The organism is Mucilaginibacter flavus (genome assembly GCF_030409315.1).
GTDB classification, from domain to species: domain Bacteria; phylum Bacteroidota; class Bacteroidia; order Sphingobacteriales; family Sphingobacteriaceae; genus Mucilaginibacter; species Mucilaginibacter flavus.
In genome coordinates this window covers 18,350-32,981 of record NZ_JAUFPS010000027.1, presented here as the reverse complement: position 1 = coordinate 32,981, position 14,632 = coordinate 18,350, and the positions used below count along the sequence as shown (strand labels likewise).

The 14,632-nt window shown below is 44.3% G+C and carries 14 protein-coding genes; 7 read left to right on the top strand and 7 right to left on the bottom strand.

Features of this window, described 5'->3' with window-relative positions:
• The first annotated feature begins 209 nt into the window (after positions 1-209).
• The 4 genes from QWZ17_RS11260 (at position 210) to QWZ17_RS11245 (ending at position 6,132) form a co-directional block, all read left to right on the top strand.
• On the top strand, positions 210-1,517 hold the full coding sequence (locus QWZ17_RS11260) for an amino acid permease (RefSeq protein ID WP_290305306.1): 1,308 nt from the start codon (positions 210-212) through the stop codon (positions 1,515-1,517).
• A 250-nt stretch (positions 1,518-1,767) separates the two neighbouring features.
• The gene (locus tag QWZ17_RS11255; RefSeq protein WP_290305305.1) at positions 1,768-4,566 is read left to right on the top strand and encodes an outer membrane beta-barrel family protein; all 2,799 of its coding nucleotides are present in this window, start codon (positions 1,768-1,770) and stop codon (positions 4,564-4,566) included.
• A 4-nt stretch (positions 4,567-4,570) separates the two neighbouring features.
• Positions 4,571-5,344, top strand: coding sequence for a GLPGLI family protein (locus QWZ17_RS11250; RefSeq protein WP_290305304.1), 774 nt, complete (start codon positions 4,571-4,573; stop codon positions 5,342-5,344).
• Between the two features lie 128 nt (positions 5,345-5,472).
• Positions 5,473-6,132, top strand: coding sequence for an NAD-dependent epimerase/dehydratase family protein (locus tag QWZ17_RS11245; protein ID WP_290305303.1), 660 nt, complete (start codon positions 5,473-5,475; stop codon positions 6,130-6,132).
• Positions 6,133-6,597: 465 nt separating this feature from the next.
• Here QWZ17_RS11245 and QWZ17_RS11240 read toward each other — a convergent pair whose 3' ends face one another.
• From QWZ17_RS11240 to QWZ17_RS11225, 4 genes are read right to left on the bottom strand one after another with little or no spacing between them, the layout of a single operon-like run.
• Positions 6,598-7,386, bottom strand: a complete 789-nt coding sequence (locus QWZ17_RS11240) for an SDR family oxidoreductase (RefSeq protein WP_290305302.1) — start codon at positions 7,384-7,386, stop codon at positions 6,598-6,600.
• 24 nt (positions 7,387-7,410) lie between these two features.
• Positions 7,411-8,670 carry an L-fucose:H+ symporter permease gene (gene fucP, locus QWZ17_RS11235; RefSeq protein ID WP_290305301.1) on the bottom strand — a complete coding sequence of 420 codons (1,260 nt, stop codon included), beginning with the start codon at positions 8,668-8,670 and terminating at the stop codon, positions 7,411-7,413.
• A 9-nt stretch (positions 8,671-8,679) separates the two neighbouring features.
• On the bottom strand, positions 8,680-9,552 hold the full coding sequence (locus tag QWZ17_RS11230; RefSeq protein ID WP_290305300.1) for a fumarylacetoacetate hydrolase family protein: 873 nt from the start codon (positions 9,550-9,552) through the stop codon (positions 8,680-8,682).
• Complete coding sequence (locus QWZ17_RS11225; RefSeq protein ID WP_290305299.1) at positions 9,552-10,724, bottom strand: glycoside hydrolase family 172 protein; 1,173 nt, start codon at positions 10,722-10,724, stop codon at positions 9,552-9,554. Before QWZ17_RS11225 ends, QWZ17_RS11230 begins: the two co-directional genes overlap by 1 nt.
• Before the next feature lie 400 nt (positions 10,725-11,124).
• Here QWZ17_RS11225 and QWZ17_RS11220 point away from each other — a divergent pair, with 400 nt between their 5' ends.
• From QWZ17_RS11220 to QWZ17_RS11210, 3 genes are all read left to right on the top strand, one after another.
• Positions 11,125-11,697, top strand: coding sequence for a Crp/Fnr family transcriptional regulator (locus tag QWZ17_RS11220; protein WP_290305298.1), 573 nt, complete (start codon positions 11,125-11,127; stop codon positions 11,695-11,697).
• A gap of 181 nt (positions 11,698-11,878) precedes the next feature.
• Positions 11,879-12,595, top strand: a complete 717-nt coding sequence (locus QWZ17_RS11215; protein WP_290305297.1) for a pirin family protein — start codon at positions 11,879-11,881, stop codon at positions 12,593-12,595.
• 262 nt (positions 12,596-12,857) lie between these two features.
• Positions 12,858-13,172, top strand: coding sequence for a hypothetical protein (locus tag QWZ17_RS11210; protein ID WP_290305296.1), 315 nt, complete (start codon positions 12,858-12,860; stop codon positions 13,170-13,172).
• A 26-nt stretch (positions 13,173-13,198) separates the two neighbouring features.
• Here QWZ17_RS11210 and QWZ17_RS29650 read toward each other — a convergent pair whose 3' ends face one another.
• From QWZ17_RS29650 to QWZ17_RS11200, 3 genes are all read right to left on the bottom strand, one after another.
• Positions 13,199-13,492 (bottom strand): type II toxin-antitoxin system RelE/ParE family toxin, encoded by a 294-nt coding sequence (locus QWZ17_RS29650; protein ID WP_353959485.1) that lies wholly within the window; start codon positions 13,490-13,492, stop codon positions 13,199-13,201.
• Positions 13,492-13,731, bottom strand: a complete 240-nt coding sequence (locus QWZ17_RS11205) for a hypothetical protein (RefSeq protein WP_290305295.1) — start codon at positions 13,729-13,731, stop codon at positions 13,492-13,494. The genes QWZ17_RS29650 and QWZ17_RS11205 overlap by 1 nt, the downstream gene beginning before the upstream one ends.
• A gap of 131 nt (positions 13,732-13,862) precedes the next feature.
• Positions 13,863-14,591, bottom strand: a complete 729-nt coding sequence (locus tag QWZ17_RS11200; protein ID WP_290305294.1) for an MIP/aquaporin family protein — start codon at positions 14,589-14,591, stop codon at positions 13,863-13,865.
• Positions 14,592-14,632 lie beyond the last annotated feature (41 nt).

Genomic DNA, 14,632 nt, shown 5'->3' with positions numbered 1-14,632 from the left:
AAAAATCAACAAAACCAACTGATAATCAGATCAATTTTAACATAAGCGGCCAAAACTATATAAATTTATATAGTTTTGGCCGCTTATAACATTTCATATATGGCCACAACTTAGCTAATGCATAAGAAATTACTACCCAGAGCAAGAAAGAGTAAGACGCCATATTCAATAATAAAAACCCTATCTTATCATCCTCAATTAATTTAACCATGCCCGCTTCAGATAAAAAATTAGGCTTATGGACCAGTACCTCGTTGGTGGTGGGTAATATGATAGGTGCCGGCGTATTTTTAATGCCGGCGGCTATGGCATCGTTCGGCAGCATTGGCTTGTTGGGCTGGGTATTTTCGGCCATTGGCTCCTTTTTCTTAGCAAAAGTTTTCAGTAACATGAGTAAGTTGCTGCCACATGCAACGGGCGGTCCATATGCGTTTACGCGTAGCGGTTTGGGCGATTTTGCCGGCTTTTTGGTAGCCTGGGGATATTTTTTAGCTACCTCATGTGCAAACGCGGCCATTACCATTTCGCTGCTGAGCGCGCTTAGTACATTTTTCCCGGTATTGGGTACCAGTAACCTTGCGGCGGTAATAACCGGGCTGTGCGCCATTTGGCTGCTTACTTACATCAATACACTGGGCGTTGTGGCCAGTGGCAAACTACAATTGATAACTACTATTTTAAAAATTGTGCCACTGCTATTAGTAGCCCTTGGCGGTCTGTTTTTTTTGCAGGCCAAAAACTTTTTACCCTTTAACGGTAGCGGCAAAACAGTTTATGGGGCAATAAGCGCCACAGCGGCCATGACCATGTTTTCGTTTGTGGGCATCGAGGCGGCAACCGTACCCGCAGGCAGCGTAAACAATCCCGAAAAAACAGTACCAAGAGCCACCTTACTGGGTTTGTTGATTGCTACCCTGGTTTACATTTTGGGCAGCGTAAGCGTTATTGGTATTATCCCATTGGCGCAGCTACAACATTCGTTAACACCTTATGCCGATGCGGCGGTAGTAATTTATGGCGGCAATGCCCGGTACTGGGTAAGCGCCGGCGTGGCCATAGCCGCCTTTGGCGCGCTCAACGGCTGGACATTGATGCAGGGGCAAATGCCTTTTGCCGTCGCCAATGACAAACTGTTCCCGCCCATTTTTGGCTGGCAAAATAAAAGAGGGGTGCCATACATTGGCGTTTTACTGAACAGCGTAATGGTATCCTGCTTTATTTATATGAACTATAATAAGGGCATGGTTGAGCAATTCAGGTTTTTGTTGTTGCTATCGCTGCTGTGTATGCTTATCCCCTATCTGCTTTCGGCGGCATCATACCTTATCATCAGGGCAAAAAGTAATGTCAAAGATGGCTGGCTTGGTGCAATATTATTAGGAATAGCAGCTTTTGGTTATGCCCTATGGAACATTGCCGGTAGCGGCAAAGAAGCAGTTTATTACGGCTTTTTACTGCTGATGGCCAGCGTGCCATTTTACGTGTGGATTAGTTATAAGAAAAGCAGGGAGGAATAGTTTGCGGCTTTCCGAATAGCGATTGGCTTAAAAACCCATCGCTATCCTATCTCAAATTATTTACACTTTTACATTGGTCCGCGCTATAATTTTACTTATTTGATATTCAATTAATTACACTAAAGGTTAAATTTACAAATGTTAAATTTCCGCCCCCAAATGTTAAATTTCGTGTTGTAACTGTTAAATCTACGGTTCTGTATTTGAATACTAAGATTTTAGTTATACCTTGGTTTTCATAAACAACCTTATGAAAATCACAATACCTGCACTAATACTACTCTGTTTGAGTACGTTTTCTGTTTTTGGGCAAAGCTCGTATTCAATCAAAGGCTCGGTTGCCGATACCGCGTCAAACTCTAAACTAACCAATGCTACTGTTGCTGTTTTAAATGCCAAAGATTCTATCCTGCAAAAATTTACCAGGGTAAACGAGGGGCATTTTGCCATCAACAATCTCAAAAAAGGTAAATTTATCTTGCTGGTAAGCTATTCTGGCTATGCTGATTTTGTAGAACGCTTCACGCTCGATTCGGCCCACACCACGCATGATTTTGGTCGCATAAAAATGATCCTTAAAACGCAGCTGCTGCAGGAGGTTATCATCAAAGCCAAGGTAGCCGCGGTAAAAATTAAAGGCGATACCACCGAATTTAATGCCAATGCTTTTACTGTACAACCTAATGCTAAGGTAGAGGATCTGCTAAAAGAACTCCCGGGTATACAAGTTGATAAGGATGGTAAAATTACCGCCCAGGGCCAAACCGTAACCAAGGTGTTGGTTGATGGCGAAGAGTTTTTTGGCGACGACCCTACCCTCGTTACCAAAAACCTGCGTGCCGATATGGTTGACAAAGTACAGCTATACGACAAAAAGAGCGACCAGGCCACTTTTACCGGTATTGATGATGGTGTAAAAGATAAAACCATCAACATAAAGCTTAAGGAGGATAAAAAGAACGGCTATTTTGGCAAGCTGGATGCAGAGGGTGGTACCGGTAAATATTACCAGGAACAACTGATGTTTAATCGTTTTAAGGGCCGCCAAAAATTTTCTGTTTACGGCACCATTGGCAATACCGGCAAGGTAGGACTTGGCTGGCGCGATGAAAATAAATACGGAGGCAGCGGGCTTGAATTTGGCGATGATGGCGGCTTATATTTTAATGGCAGCGGCGGTGAAAGCGACCTGGATACCTGGAACGGCAGGTTTGAAGGCGAGGGTATCCCACTTGCCCGCACAGCCGGCGCGCACTATGATACCAAATGGGGCGGCGATAAACAGGCACTAAACGCCAACTTCAAAATAGGATCGTTAGATGTGGACGGAACCAAAAATACACAGACACAAAACACGCTGCCGGGGAATTTCATCAACAGCAACTCCGACCAAACTTTTCATAAATACAGCTTCCGTCAAAAGCTCGATCTGACCTACCAGGTTAAGCTTGATACTACATCGAACCTTAAAATAATGACCGACGGCACGGATAAGGATAGCAAAATTAACAATACTTATAACGCTACCAGCCTGCGCCAAAACGGTACCAAGCTAAACACCAACACCCGTAATGTAACCAATGATGTACATGAAAAAGTATTTCACGCCAGCGCTTTTTATACTAAAAAGTTCAAGAAAACAGGGCGTACATTATCGGTGAACGTTAGCGAGGCCTACAACCAAAGCGATGCTAAGGGTTTCTTAAAATCAAGTACCACATTTTATGATACGCTGGGTGTTGCCACCAACACGCCGCCTATTGATCAGCGTAAAACCACTAAAACAACAAATAACGTATTAAGCACTAATATTACTTATACCGAGCCGTTATCTAAAAAATTCTCGGCTGTAGTTAATTACGGTATCAGTGTTGATAACGGCAGTTCGGACAGGCGCTCCTACAACCAATCGTCGCCGGGTGTTTATAATGTACAAATAGACTCGTTGAGTAACGATTACAAGCTTAACCAGTTAACAAACCAGGCCGGTTTAAACTTTAATTATAAAAGCAAAAAAAGCACATTTAACTTTGGTACAAAGGCCGCCACGGTTGATTTTAAACAGATAGATTTGTTTAACAGCGATAATTCCCGCACCCGTAACTTTGTAAACTGGTTTCCGCAGGCAACTTACCAATATCGCTTTTCGCAAAACCAATCTATCCGCGTAAGCTATAATGGGAACACTACCCAGCCTAATATTGATCAGATTCAGCCGGTAAGGATAAACACCGATCCGTTGAACATCACGGTGGGTAATCCAAACCTAAGGCCGTCATTTACCAATCGGTTCTCTTTATGGTACAACTCTTACAAGGTAATCAGCGAGGAATCGCTTTACATTGGCGGTTCATACAGCAGTACCAGCAACCCAATTGTAAATAACGTGACGACGGATACTACAACAGGTAAGAGTACCTTCCAGTCATCAAACTTAAACAGGCAAACTATTAATATGTATGCCAACTTTTATTACGGCCGTAAATTGCCTTTTGGCGATATTAATATTGGTTTGGGCGGCGATGCCAATGGTAATACTTATTATAACTTATCAAATAGCAAGCTAAACAAAACAACATCGTACACCTATTCGGCCAATTTAAACCTATCAAAATACAAGCGCGATAAGTATGATGTTTACGCTTCGGCCGGCCCTACTTACACGCTTAACTCATCGTCGCTTTTGCCAAACGTAAATAACAATGGTAGCGGCTTTAATGCCAACGGCGGCTTTAACCTGTACCTGCCGGCACATTTTTCGATAGGCAGCGATTGCTCATATCAGTATAACGCCAAAACGCAATCATTCCCCGAAGATTTTAAACGTACCATTTTGAATGCCAATATTGCCAAAGCATTTATGAAGGACCAAAGCCTTAAGATAACTTTAAGCGGTAACGATTTGCTTAACCAAAACAAAGGTTATAACAGGAGCGGATCGGCCGGTATTTTAACGCAGGAAAGATATACAGCCATCAGGCAATATTTCATGATAGGCGTTTCCTGGGATTTTAATCATGTTGGCGGCGGTGTAGCACCTAAAAAATAAAACTATGAAAAACCTTATAATCACTACCTGTATCATTGCCATTTGCAGCAGCGCTGCATTTGCTCAAAACAAGCACTTTACCGTAAACGGAAGCATTGAGTATGAAAAAACGGTAAACATGTTTGCCTTTTTTGAAAAACAGATTAACAAAAACAATGAAGATTTTTTGCGCTCGGCTTTTGATTCTTACAAAAAAAATCGTCCGCAGTTTAAAAAATTGAAAAGCACGCTCACGTTTGCTAACAACAAAACGCTGTATACCCCAATTGAATCTGAGGAACCCGAGAACGATTTCTTTTTTGATAGCCCGGTTACTACCCAGGTAAATACCATAGCCGACGATTTAACTACCGGCCAAAGTATTAACCAAAAAAAGGTGTTTGAAACTACCTTTTTGGTAAAAGACAGCCTGCGCAAAATAAACTGGAAAATTACTACCGAAACCCGCGAAATAGCCGGCTATACCTGTCGCCGGGCCAACGCGGTGGTAATGGATTCTATTTACGTGGTTGCCTTTTACACCGATGATATAGCCGTACCCGGCGGACCGGAAACCTTTACCGGCCTGCCCGGCATGATATTAGGTGTGGCGCTACCACATGAAAATATAACCTGGTTTGCCACCAAAGTAAACGAAATACCCGTTGACGAAAAATCACTTAACCCACCCAAAAAAGGTAAAGTGTTAAACAACCAGCAACTTGGTGCTACCCTAAAAGATGTAATGAAAAACTGGGGCACTTATGCCAACTCCTATTTAAAAGCCTTTAGCCTATAACACAACCTGCACAATTGATTTGCCGCCCCGTTATGTTAAAACATAGCGGGGCATTTTTATTTCGGGGGATTTTCAGCACACAACTATTAGCTTGACGGTATAGTTATACAATTCTTAGATTTGATTATATGAAAATTAAAACCATTATAACGGGCGCTACCGGCATGGTTGGCGAGGGGGTATTGTTGGAATGCCTTAACCATCCTGATGTGGAACAGGTATTGGTTATCAACCGCAGGCCGGGCGGCATAACGCATCCTAAATTACAGGAGATCATTCATCAAGACCTGATGAATCTTGCCCCTATTGAAGCAGAGCTTGCCGGATACAATGCCTGCTTTTTTTGCGCAGGTATTTCATCGGTAGGCATTAGTAAGGAAGAGTATAAACACATTACCTATGATATTACCCTTAACGTTGGTGAAACCCTGGTAAAGCTAAATCCCGACATGACCTTTTGCTACATTACCGGCGCAGGTACCGATAGCAGCGAGCAGGGCAAAGTAGCCTGGGCTCGTGTAAAAGGCGCAACAGAGAACGCTTTATTAAAGATCTTCAAAAACGGGTACATGTTTCGGCCTGGTTTCATGAAGGCTACAGCCGGGCAAAAAAATGTAAAAAGCTACTATAAATATTTTGCCTGGCTGTATCCAATTGGCAGGTTACTTTACCCGGCGGGCTTTTGCACACTTACAGAAGTGGGCCAGGCTATGATTAACGCTGCCATTAAAGGTTATAGCAAGAAGATTGTTGAAGTAAAGGATATTGTTGAACTGGCCAAAGCGTGAGGAATGCCTTGGCTTCTCCACCCAGTTATTCTGAGGAACGAAGAATGACCAACATTTTTCACAAATCGTCATTGCGAGTATGTAAATCCAGGGAGTCTGAAAGTGAAATGACAACGTCAAAAAAATGGGGTCATGCTGAGCCTGTCGAAGCACGCGGGCGAAGGCCTCTGCGCGCGAGTCTTCGACAGGCTCAGACTGACACCCCTCTTTAAAGATTACAACTTGTCATGGGTAGGCACGAAGCAATCTCCAAACTATACAGAGCGAAACTTCAAAGCCGACCTGCGTGTGTAGAGATTGCTTCGTGCCTCGCAATGACGGTTCTATAAATCACATCATTAGCTTTTTCACAGAAGCCCTGATGAATACCCGTAATGATGAGATTTCCGATTCGTACTTATCGATGGCGAAACAATAATATCCTCCATCTGCACATCTGAAATCTAAAATCTGCACATTTACCTACTATGCCCCTGCCAGCGCTCTATCCAAATGCACATATCCACCATCTACGTGAATCAATTGACCTGTGGTATGGCTCGACAATGGGGAGAGCAGGAATGCCGTTGTATTGGCCAACTCTTCTGCAGTGGTCATACGGTTGCCCAGCGGAATTTTTGATTCAATTTCCTGCAACTTGGCTTCAGGATCGGGGAGGGTTTTAATCCAGTTCTCGTAAAGGGGGGTCCAGCATTCGGCAACAACAATGGCATTTACACGGATACCGTATTTCAACAACTCTACCGCCCATTCGCGGGTTAAAGCGTTGCGCCCTCCATTTGATGCCGCGTAGCCGGATGTATGGCCCTGGCCTGTATCGGCTGTTTTAGAAGTAATATTAAGGATAGCGCCTTTTGATTTTTTCAATTCGGGCAGGGCGTAGTGCGCCATCAGGTAATAGTGCACTACGTTTTTATGTAAGGATGCAATGAAGCCTTCGTAAGTCCCATTTTCCAAACCTATACCATCATTTACACCGGCATTATTAACTAAACCATCAATACGACCGTATTGTGCTACCACTGCATTTATAGCGGCTTCACTTGCTTTAGGATCGGTTAACTCGGCCACAACCTGGAAGGCTTTACCGCCGGCAGCTTCAATTTCATGAACTACTTTAAGATTGTCCTCGGCGCTGCGCCCTACTATCACCGGTATAGCACCTTCGGCAGCCAACACTTTAACAATTCCTTCGCCGATGCCCTTCGCGCCGCCTGTTACTATAATTACCTTATCTGTAAGCTGTAAATTCATGGATATATGTATAAAAATATTCTATTAATGAGAAACGCTCATATCTACCTTTTCTTTAACCCGCAGGTTTGTAAGCGCGAAGTAGAGTACGAATAAGAAGCACACAGCCGGCACCAGGTAAGCTACCTGGATATTTGATTGATCTGACACCAAACCAAGTATCGGCGGAAAAACCGCGCCACCAACAATGGCCATGATCACCAATGATGAACCCAGCTTTGTTTTTGACCCAAGGCCACGAATGCTTAAAGAAAATATAGTTGGAAACATGATAGACATAAAAAACTCAACCCCCATTAATGCATATACTGCCAGCTTGCCGTGCAGCACTACCGCCAAAATTATCAGGAAAACGTTGATAACGCTATAGATGGCCAACAGTTTTGCCGGGCGGATATACTTCATTAAAAATGTACCAATAAACCTGCCCGACATGAAACCGGCCAGCGCCACAGATAAAAATACCGATGCCGGTTTTTGTGAAATGCCTGCAACTTTCCCCGCAAACCGGATAAAAAAGCTACTTACACAAACCTGCGCGCCCACGTAAAAAAACTGGGCGATAACACCAAGCACCAGGTTTTTTGTTTTGGATGTACTTTCGGCTTTAGAAGATATGGTGCTTTCTTCTTCTTCCACAATCTCTGGCAATGATGTTTTATAAAGTATGATAGCTAACAATAGCACTACAGCCCCGATAACCAGGAAGGGAATTTGTACAGATGAGGCTTCTTTATTTAAATACCGAGTGAATTGCGATACGCCCATACTTTTTTCCTGATCTGCTGTTAAATTGGTTTCGGATAAAATAAATAAACCTCCTACATATGGAGCTACCGTTGCTGCTAAACCATTAAATGATTGCGCAAAATTTAGCCTGAACGCGGCACTTTCCGGATCGCCAAGAGCAGTCATGTATGGGTTAGCAGCGGTTTCAAGGAAAGCCAATCCGCAGGCGATGATAAACAACGCGGTGAGGAAAAAAGCGTAACTCCTGACTGATGCCGCGGGATAAAACAGAAACGCACCCAACGCGCAAAGTGTTAAACCAACAATAATGCCTCCTTTATAGCCAAATTTTTTCATGAACAGCCCTGCCGGTATAGCCATTACAAAATAGCCTATGTAAGAAGCCGAATCCACGAGGGATGATTGCAAATCTGTTAACTGACACGCTTTTTTTAAATGCGGTATCAAAATAGGGTTTAAGTTTAGCGCAAAACCCCACACAAAAAATAGGGAAGTAATAAGGCCTACAGCAAACAGTTTTTTGTCTTTTGACATGGTATGAATTTATAATTGGTTTAATTGGTTGGTTTTAGGGTTAAAGGCTATTGTATTCACCATGGTGCCGATATTATCTATCGTCATCTCCACTACATCGCCTGCTTGTAAGGTAAATGTTGGGGGTGGTACCAGGCAGGTGCCGGTCATTAAAAAGCATCCGGTGGGGAAACTTAGTTCGGCATATAAAAAATTAACCAGTTCGGTAAAAGTTCGTTTTATGCGCGATACCGTGGTAGCATCTTCATAAACAACTTCATCATTACGTTTAATCACGAGTTTAATGGCCGATGCCGCGTCTATCGGTACAGCGCTTACAAACAAACATGGGCCAAGGGCAGCGCTTTTTTCGTAAATTTTGGCCTGCGGCAGGTATAAGGCATTTTCGCCCTCGATACTGCGTGAGCTCATATCATTACCAATGGTATAGCCTTGTATATTTCCTTTGGAATTGATAAACAAGGTTAATTCCGGCTCGGGTACATTCCATGCAGAATCCTTACGAATGTACACCTCCCGGCCATGGCCGCTTACCCGCTGCGCTGTTGATTTAAAAAACAGCTCCGGCCGTTCGGCATCATAAACCTTATCATATAGGCTTGCCGCTCCCGAAGCTTCCGACTCTTCCATACGGGCATCCCGGCTTTTTAAATAGGTAACACCAGCTGCCCAAACCTCCTGTGAACCTATAGGCGGCAACACTGGTCCGTTCATAAATTCGGCATACACTTCGTCGCTTAACGGAATGGCATCTACCGGAATCTGTTGCAGATATCCCGACAGGTTATCCCGGTTAATAAGTTTGTCCCAATCGTCATCAATAATATAGGCAGCGTCATGAATTACAAGCAGGCTGCCTTTGGCAATTTTATATAGCTTCATCAGTTTACTTCCAGTTCATCGCGTGAGGGTAATTTGGGGAATGGCGTAGTTGGGCCCTGCTGGTACCAAAACACGGTTGAGGCAATATCATCCTGCAAAGGCATGTACCGGCCATCATGCCGCCAGCCCAGGGCTTGTATAGTAACCTTCAGGCTTTTTTCAAAGCGGATAGGGTCAGCAATGTGCCAGCGGTACAGACCAAAGCGCTGGGCCACGTTGTAATGCCCATCGCCCCTGATTACCTGGGCCAGGCCGCTGTAAGCGGTATTAAATTCGGTGTATTCGGTGTTATCCTCCTCCTTGCCGGCGGCGTCTTTGCGATGGGTATCAAAATCATATGATCCGCAAAAATAATCCTCCGTTCCCGTACCGTTTATGGTAGGGAATTTGGTATCGCCATCCATAAAAAACTTAATCTCGCCTTCGCCCCACCAGCCGTTTTTGTTACTGCCGTAAGCCAGGTAAGTACCTACGTACTGGCCCTTGCCCACAATGCTATCAACCAAAACATAGTCTTTTTTATATGGCTGCGGATTGGTGCGCCTGAACTGGGCATGGAAGTAACCGGCATCCTCGGGGATATCTGTAAGTGTATAATCAACCTGGTAGTATAACACCATATCGGCGTCATCGATATTTTCCATAGTGATGCGGCACTTTTTGCGAAAAGGCATCGGCCAGTAACAATTAAAAGCGCTGCCAGGATTAACCGCGACCGCTAAACTTGATAAGGGCGAATACTTGCCCCAGCCCATACAAAAGAAATCGCCCACGGGCACTTCAACCGAAGGCGTGGTTTCATCATCCCAATAAAAACGTAATATGCTGTAGCGCCAGTTTCCGGTTGGAGTCATCCAGATGTGTTGGATGGCACCGCTTTCGTTAATTTCGGCAATGGTGTAGGTGGTGTGTTTTTTAATTACTACGCTGGGGCTTACTTTCCAGGTTTGTCCCAAATCGCGCGAGGGGCCCGCACCCGTACCCATGGTAGCCATGCCTCCCTTACCCTTCTCCCCCGTAAAATTCTCCGGACTGATTGACCTTGTTTTGGCATCGCTGGTACGGTACAAATTACCCAGGCCAACATCCAGGCCATTAAACTTTTTTTGGGCAAACGTGATAGTACACGCCAGCAAAACAAACACACAGCTTAACAAAATAGAATTTTTCATCCTTAAAATTTGAAATAGGTTTTCTGTTAGTAAACACCGGTAATGCAAAATTGGTAAATGCACCGCCGGTTTATTTGCTGCAACGCTTGCTATGCGCCCAATAAGCCCAAAGCCGGTCACAATCATAAAGATAATTTTTTTTATAACATCCCGCTTTATTAGCATAAGCTTCAGGGATATTGGCAGGGCGAAAGCATAACGCAGACGACTCACCCCGACGAGGCTACGCCCGTCTCCCCCTCTCTCCGGCTGCGCCGCATAGAGGGGACTGGAAAGTTTTTTTCCCCTCTATGCGGCGCAGCCGGAGAGAGGGTGGTCCAGCGAAGCGCCGACCGGGTGAGTCGTCTTCGCCCTGCAATCGCCATTGCTTATATATAAAAAAGAAATACGATTTTTGCACATGCCCTACACCCTCATATTAAACAACATTGCCAAACACATTCATTTAACGCCCGATGAGCAGGCCGTATTTACCGGAATGCTACAATCGCGTACTATTAAGCGCAAACAGTTTTTGCTTACCGATGGCGACATTTGCAAACACTCGGCCTTTGTTACCCAGGGATGTTTGCGGGGGTATACGGTTGATAAGAATGCCATTGAACACGTACTGAGCTTTGCCCCGCCCGACTGGTGGATGGCCGATATGTATAGCCTTATTAGCCAAAAGCCTGGCATCCTTAATATTGAGGCGCTGGAAGAAACCCACATACTGCTCCTGAGTAAACACAACCAGGAAGAATTATACAAACAGATTCCCAAGTTTGAACACTTTTTTCGTGTACTCACAGAAAACTCGCTGGTAGCCAGTCAGCAGCGTTTGATAGACGGCTTAAGCCTCACCGCCGAAGACCGTTACAACAACTTTTGCAAACGCTACCCAACGCTCATTAACGTTTTACCCCATAAGCAAATAGCATCATACATAGGCGTAACACCCGAGTTTTTTAGCCGGATGAGAAGCAGAAAGTAGTAGTTTGCAGTGGGCAGTGGGCGGTTTTCAGTTAGCAGTTTTGAGTTTACAAGCATTCAACTTAATCAACCATTCTCCTAATCAACTCAATCAACCATTCACCCAAAAAACTTAACCTACATCAACTTCCCCCGCCAAAAGGTGCCGTACCTTTATATCAACAAACAAAAGGAACAACACCATGGCACAAACCATATTACATAAAGCCGAAACCCGTGGGCATGCAAACCATGGCTGGCTTAACAGCTACCATTCTTTTAGCTTTGGCAGCTACTACAATCCCGAAAGGATGAATTTTGGCGCATTGCGCGTTTTGAACGATGATACTGTTGATGCAGGCATGGGCTTTGGCAAACACCCGCATGATAATATGGAGATCATCAGCATCCCCTTAGAAGGTAACCTGGAACATGCCGATAGCATGGATAATGTGGCCGTTATAAAAAATGGCGATATACAGGCCATGAGCGCCGGCACTGGTATTTACCACAGCGAATACAATCAGGACAAAGACAAACGGGTTAAGTTTTTGCAGATTTGGCTATACCCCAACAAACGTAACGTTACACCAAGGTACGATCAGATCACCCTTAACCTGGCCGACCGCCACAACAAACTGCAACAGGTACTTTCGCCAAGTGCAGATGATGCAGGTGTAATGATTCACCAGGACGCCTGGTTTAACCTGGGCAAGTTTGATGCCGGTGTAAGCACAAGCTACACCATTCAAAAACCCGGCAACGGCGTATACGTTTTTGTATTGAGTGGCGAAGTACAGGTGAACAATCAAACCCTCCAAACCCGCGATGCACTTGGCATTTGGGATACCGAAGGATTTGACATCACTGCCACTACCGATGCAGAATTTTTGCTGATGGATGTGCCGATGAACTTTTGAGATTTGCAGGTGTGCAGATTACAGATGTGCAGATAAAAAAAGAGAATTATTAATTAGCGTCATTGCGAGTTTGTAAATCCAGGGACTCTGAAAGTGAAATGACAACATCAAAAAAATGGGGTCATGCTGAGCCTGTCGAAGCACGCGGGCGAAGGCCTCTGCGCGCGAGTCTTCGACAGGCTCAGACTGACGGCCCTCTTTACTTTTTACAACTTGTCATGGGTAGGTACCTCGCAATGACGTGGTTTAAATAACATAAGATATGAATAATGTAAGTGAAGAAAAGGTACCCATCTTAGTCATCGGTCGTCACCCGGAAATACTGGCTACAGTAGTACGCCTTGTAAACAATAACCCGGCCTGGAACGCCACCGGCTGCATTACCGATGAGGAAGCCATACATCATTTTGATAACCAGCCTTGCAGCCTGGTACTCCTTGGCGGCGGCATCCCACCCGAAAGCGAGCAACAGTTAAGCGACTACTTTTTAAGCCGTAACCCGCAAATTAAAATTGTACAGCACTATGGTGGCGGCAGTGGGTTGTTGGCGGCCGAGATTTATGAGGCGTTGAGGTAACAGAAAGTAAGCCTGTATAGATATTACTATCGAGTATATGGCCTTCGGCTGGAGTGCCTGATTCTAAGGATACGGATTTCTTTTGGCAACACCCGATACGATATGCGATAGCTATCTATTTCAAAAGCGTGAAAACTTCCGTCGTTATTTTTCTTGAGTCTATCAGGTTGATAAAGTTTGGATTTTTGTGGCAGTGATTTAATGTGTAATAATATCCGCTTTTCAATCTTTTCGGCGTAGGTAAGTTGATCGTTATCTTCCAGGTATTGAATAGCGTCTATTAACTGTTTTACAGCTAACTTATTCCATTTAATTTCCATTAAAGCGCTTTACGTCGGTTTTTTAAAAGTTGCTCCACATCATCGTGGCTAACAAAATTTCCGGCTGCAATTTCGGCATCCGCATGCTCTATTTCGGTATTATACTGATTAACAAACTGATCATTAAGCTCGACTGAACTTTTGTCCACATCTGCCTGGTAGTTATAGTGCAAGCTATCTAAAAAAGCCAGCAGCACTTTTTCTTCCTGTTCGTTTTTAGTATTTACCAATACACTCATAAATCAAATTTAATCAAATAATTCTGCAATAGCCAAAATCATAAAATGGTTTTCCCAATTTTTGATGCAGTATGTCACAAATTGAGAAAGTTTTACAGCAATAGGTGTATAAGCGCGGCAGCACCAAAATTCTACCCAACCAACATATACAACCCCGCAGCTATTGATGCACCTAGAATAGGCGCCAAAACAGGAATCCAGGCATAGGCCCAATCACTCGTGCCTTTATTTTTAATGGGGAGTATCATGTGCATGAAACGCGGTCCCAGGTCCCGACAGGGATTGATGGCGTAACCCGTTGTACCGCCCAGTGATAAACCAATTACCCAAACTAATAACGCCACGGGCAAAGCACCTACTGAGCCAAGGCCGATGGGCATTTTTGTGGGTACAATTTGCGCGCCCGTGATATAAAATATAGTGAACAGCAGCACAAAAGCGCCAATAACTTCGCTGGTTATGTTGGATACGTAATTCCGCACAGCAGGGCCGGTGCAAAATACGGCCAATATGGAGGCTGGTTCATTGGTGCGTTTAAAGTGATCATAATACATAGCCCAAACCAGGAACGCGCCCAGCATAGCACCTAAAAATTGTGCAACTATATACATCGGCACCTGTGCCCATGGAAATTTACCCGCTATAGCCAGCGCTATGGTAACCGCCGGGTTAAGGTGTGCGCCGCTGTAAGGCCCCGCAACTACCACCCCAACAAACACAGCCAGGCCCCAGGCTGTGGTAATTACCATCCAACCGCTGTTATTTCCCTTGGTATCTTTTAATATTACGTTGGCTACCACGCCATCACCTAAAAGGATGACTAACATGGTGCCGATGAGTTCGGCAATAAATGGAGACATGATATAAAGTTTTAATTGGTGAGCGTAATTTACTTTAGAAG

What these genes read in the sequence shown, in the direction of transcription:
- QWZ17_RS11260 (WP_290305306.1), top strand. Translation starts at nt 210, where the DNA reads ATGCCCGCTTCAGATAAAAAATTAGGCTTATGGACCAGTACCTCGTTG.
- QWZ17_RS11255 (WP_290305305.1), top strand. Translation starts at nt 1,768, where the DNA reads ATGAAAATCACAATACCTGCACTAATACTACTCTGTTTGAGTACGTTT.
- QWZ17_RS11250 (WP_290305304.1), top strand. Translation starts at nt 4,571, where the DNA reads ATGAAAAACCTTATAATCACTACCTGTATCATTGCCATTTGCAGCAGC.
- QWZ17_RS11245 (WP_290305303.1), top strand. Translation starts at nt 5,473, where the DNA reads ATGAAAATTAAAACCATTATAACGGGCGCTACCGGCATGGTTGGCGAG.
- QWZ17_RS11240 (WP_290305302.1), bottom strand. Translation starts at nt 7,386, where the DNA reads ATGAATTTACAGCTTACAGATAAGGTAATTATAGTAACAGGCGGCGCG.
- fucP (WP_290305301.1), bottom strand. Translation starts at nt 8,670, where the DNA reads ATGTCAAAAGACAAAAAACTGTTTGCTGTAGGCCTTATTACTTCCCTA.
- QWZ17_RS11230 (WP_290305300.1), bottom strand. Translation starts at nt 9,552, where the DNA reads ATGAAGCTATATAAAATTGCCAAAGGCAGCCTGCTTGTAATTCATGAC.
- QWZ17_RS11225 (WP_290305299.1), bottom strand. Translation starts at nt 10,724, where the DNA reads ATGAAAAATTCTATTTTGTTAAGCTGTGTGTTTGTTTTGCTGGCGTGT.
- QWZ17_RS11220 (WP_290305298.1), top strand. Translation starts at nt 11,125, where the DNA reads ATGCCCTACACCCTCATATTAAACAACATTGCCAAACACATTCATTTA.
- QWZ17_RS11215 (WP_290305297.1), top strand. Translation starts at nt 11,879, where the DNA reads ATGGCACAAACCATATTACATAAAGCCGAAACCCGTGGGCATGCAAAC.
- QWZ17_RS11210 (WP_290305296.1), top strand. Translation starts at nt 12,858, where the DNA reads ATGAATAATGTAAGTGAAGAAAAGGTACCCATCTTAGTCATCGGTCGT.
- QWZ17_RS29650 (WP_353959485.1), bottom strand. Translation starts at nt 13,492, where the DNA reads ATGGAAATTAAATGGAATAAGTTAGCTGTAAAACAGTTAATAGACGCT.
- QWZ17_RS11205 (WP_290305295.1), bottom strand. Translation starts at nt 13,731, where the DNA reads ATGAGTGTATTGGTAAATACTAAAAACGAACAGGAAGAAAAAGTGCTG.
- QWZ17_RS11200 (WP_290305294.1), bottom strand. Translation starts at nt 14,591, where the DNA reads ATGTCTCCATTTATTGCCGAACTCATCGGCACCATGTTAGTCATCCTT.